This window comes from Acinetobacter sp. UBA3132, assembly GCF_002364825.1.
Classification (GTDB): domain Bacteria; phylum Pseudomonadota; class Gammaproteobacteria; order Pseudomonadales; family Moraxellaceae; genus Acinetobacter; species Acinetobacter schindleri.
In genome coordinates this window covers 1-2733 of the sequence record NZ_DEZM01000038.1, presented here as the reverse complement: position 1 = coordinate 2733, position 2733 = coordinate 1, and the positions used below count along the sequence as shown (strand labels likewise).

2 protein-coding genes are annotated in these 2733 nt (G+C 46.0%); both read right to left on the bottom strand.

All coding sequences use genetic code 11. The annotated features are described in order from the left end of the window. Nucleotides 1-256: 256 nt before the first annotated feature. Nucleotides 257-1819, bottom strand: coding sequence for an apolipoprotein N-acyltransferase (lnt, locus tag B4033_RS01515; RefSeq protein ID WP_286831439.1), 1563 nt, complete (start codon nucleotides 1817-1819; stop codon nucleotides 257-259). Beyond that, a complete protein-coding gene (locus B4033_RS01510; protein ID WP_004813460.1) occupies nucleotides 1816-2655 on the bottom strand; it encodes an HlyC/CorC family transporter in 840 nt (279 codons plus the stop codon). The genes lnt and B4033_RS01510 overlap by 4 nt, the downstream gene beginning before the upstream one ends. Between the last annotated feature and the right edge of the window lie 78 nt (nucleotides 2656-2733).

The window sequence follows — 2733 nt, the reverse complement described above, 5'->3', positions numbered from 1 at the left end:
CAGCTCTATCGTTTTTTGCCGATGCTATCATTGGCCAGTATGATGTCCTATCTTGCTGTACAGATTTAATTATTTTCTCAATAAAAAAACCGGGGCATAAGCCTCGGTTTTTTTATTTTAAAATTATGCATAAAACTTCCTCTCCCTCTGAGAGAGGATTAAGAAGAGGATAAAAATTTACCTCTCCCTAACCCTCATTTGCGCTAATTTAAAAAGCAGTGCTTTAAAATTAGCTCAGGACAGGGAACTTAAGAAATTATCTTCTCGACTTAAAGCTGACATCCACTTTACGTGGGCGGAAACGCCATCCAAGTAATAACAGCAGGGTTGAAAGAATCAGTACAGGCCAGTCACTCAGTTTGGTATACAGCGTTTCACCCTGCATTGCTGGCAACTCACCGCGTAATACCGCTTCTTGATCCATAGGCGCACGTTTCACGATATGACCATTATGATCAATAAAGGCGGTTACACCGGTATTGGTCGCACGGATAAACCAGCGACCATTTTCCTTGGCCCGCATTTGCACCATTTGCAGGTGTTGCTGCGGTCCCGCAGTTCCAGTAAACCAGGCATCATTAGATACCGTTACCAGAAAGTCACTTTGACTGGCATTGCGACGGGTCAGATTCGGATAAGCGACTTCATAGCAAATCGCAGAGCCCAGATGCTGATTTTTGATATTTAGCGGTTGCTGATCATTTGCCCCACGAGAAAAACCGCTCATAGATGGATCATTTTGCAAAGCGGGAAGTACCCAGCTGAGCGCGCCGGAAAGTGGGATGTATTCACCAAATGGCACCAGGCGCTGTTTCTTGTACAGTCCACTCGCTTCATCACCGATGGCCATGATGCTGTTGTAATACTTCGGTGTGCCTTTGGCTTGGGATTCTTTCAGATCCCAATAAGGAATACCGGTAACCCAGGAGCTTCCAGATTTTTCTGCCTGTGCTTTCATCGCATCCAGGAAATCAGGAATATCGGCCTGAAACATCGGAATCGAAGATTCTGGCCAGACGATCAAATCACGACCCCATTCGGTCTTGGTCAGATTGGCATAGATCAGCAAGGTTTTAACCTGATATTCAGTCAACCATTTTAAATCTTGTGGAATATTACCCTGAATCAGGGACACGCTGAGTGGCTTAGTGCCTTCTTTCTGTTCTACAAAAGTCAGTTGCGAAGCTCCCCAAGCACCCAGCAAGAGCAGCAGGGAGGGGATTGCCCAGAACACACGACGATTAAGAATCTCAACCAAAGCACAAGCTAGTAGGATCACCACGAAGGATATGCCAAACACACCGAAGAGTGGCGCATAGCCATCCAGCAAACGTTCGGTAAAGGCATAGCCTGCAAATAGCCATGGGAAACCTGTAAAGACCCAGGTCTTCGCCCATTCAAACAGTACCCACAATGGCGCAAAGGTCAGAGGGGTTTCCGGAAAGAAGCGACGGTAGATAAAGGTCTGTACTGCGGTAAATAGACCCATGACCAAGGCCATGATCAGAATCATCACGACACTAAGGAATGAGCTGGTATCACCATATTCATGGATCGAGGTATACAACCAGAATGCACCGACAAACCATAAACCAATGCCATAAGCCCAGCCAATACCAAAAGCCTGTTTGGCACTGCGTTTACGCAGACAAGCATAAAGCAGCGCCGGAGAAAGGATGGCTAACCACCAATAGTGGTACGGCGCCAGCGCAAAACTGAAGATGGCACCGGAAAATAAAGACAGCAGCAGTGGATAAATCAGTGGAAGTTGCTCAGAGCCTTCAGACTGCTTCAACAACTTGTCGAAATGTGCCCTCATTGGCGCACAGCCCGAATCGAGTGAATAGAACGGGCATCCGCTTCCAGAATGGTAAAGATCCAATTTCCAAGCTCAATCACCTGACCTTCTAAATCGCTCACCAATCCGATTTCCTGCAATAACAGGCCACCCATGGTTTCTACTTCATCATCAGAGAAGTCGGCATCGAGCATATTGTTAAAATGCTCAATTGGAGTCAATGCTTGCACAATCCAGGTATTGGCTGTGGTCGGATCATTGTCGGGAACAATATACAGTGCTTCTTCATCAGCAATATCATGTTCATCTTCAATTTCACCAACAATCTCTTCCAGAATGTCTTCTAATGTCACCAGACCAGAAGTGGAGCCATATTCATCAATTACGACTGCAATATGGGTCTGGGTATTTTTCAACATACGCAAAACCTGATCTGAACGTGCACTTTCAGGTACGAACAGTGGCTGGCGCATTAAGGCACGAATATCCACCTTAGAAGTCGGTTCGGTCAGGAAAGGCAGCAAGTCTTTGGCAAGCAAAATGCCCACCACATTATCAGGCTGATCTGATGAAAATACGGGAAAGCGTGAATGCGCTGATTCTACCAAAACATGCAGAATATCAAGAAGCTGGTCATCTTCCTGTAAGCTGATCATGGAAGTGCGTGGTGTCATCACTTCACGAATTTTGGTCGCTGGAAGGTCGAGTACGCCTTCTAGCATCGCTACAGTATCGGGTTCTAGAAATCGACGTGAATCTTGTACTAGTTTTAGCAGTTCGTCGCGAGTTTCGGGAGCGGTTCCCAGCCATTTGCGTAAGCCGCGCATACCCCACGACGGGCCTGATTCCTCGTGCATGATCTTTCCTAAAAACTCTTAATATCTAAAAAAATGTAATTTTATCATACCGCAGAAAATGCAGTTGTCTATTGCAAT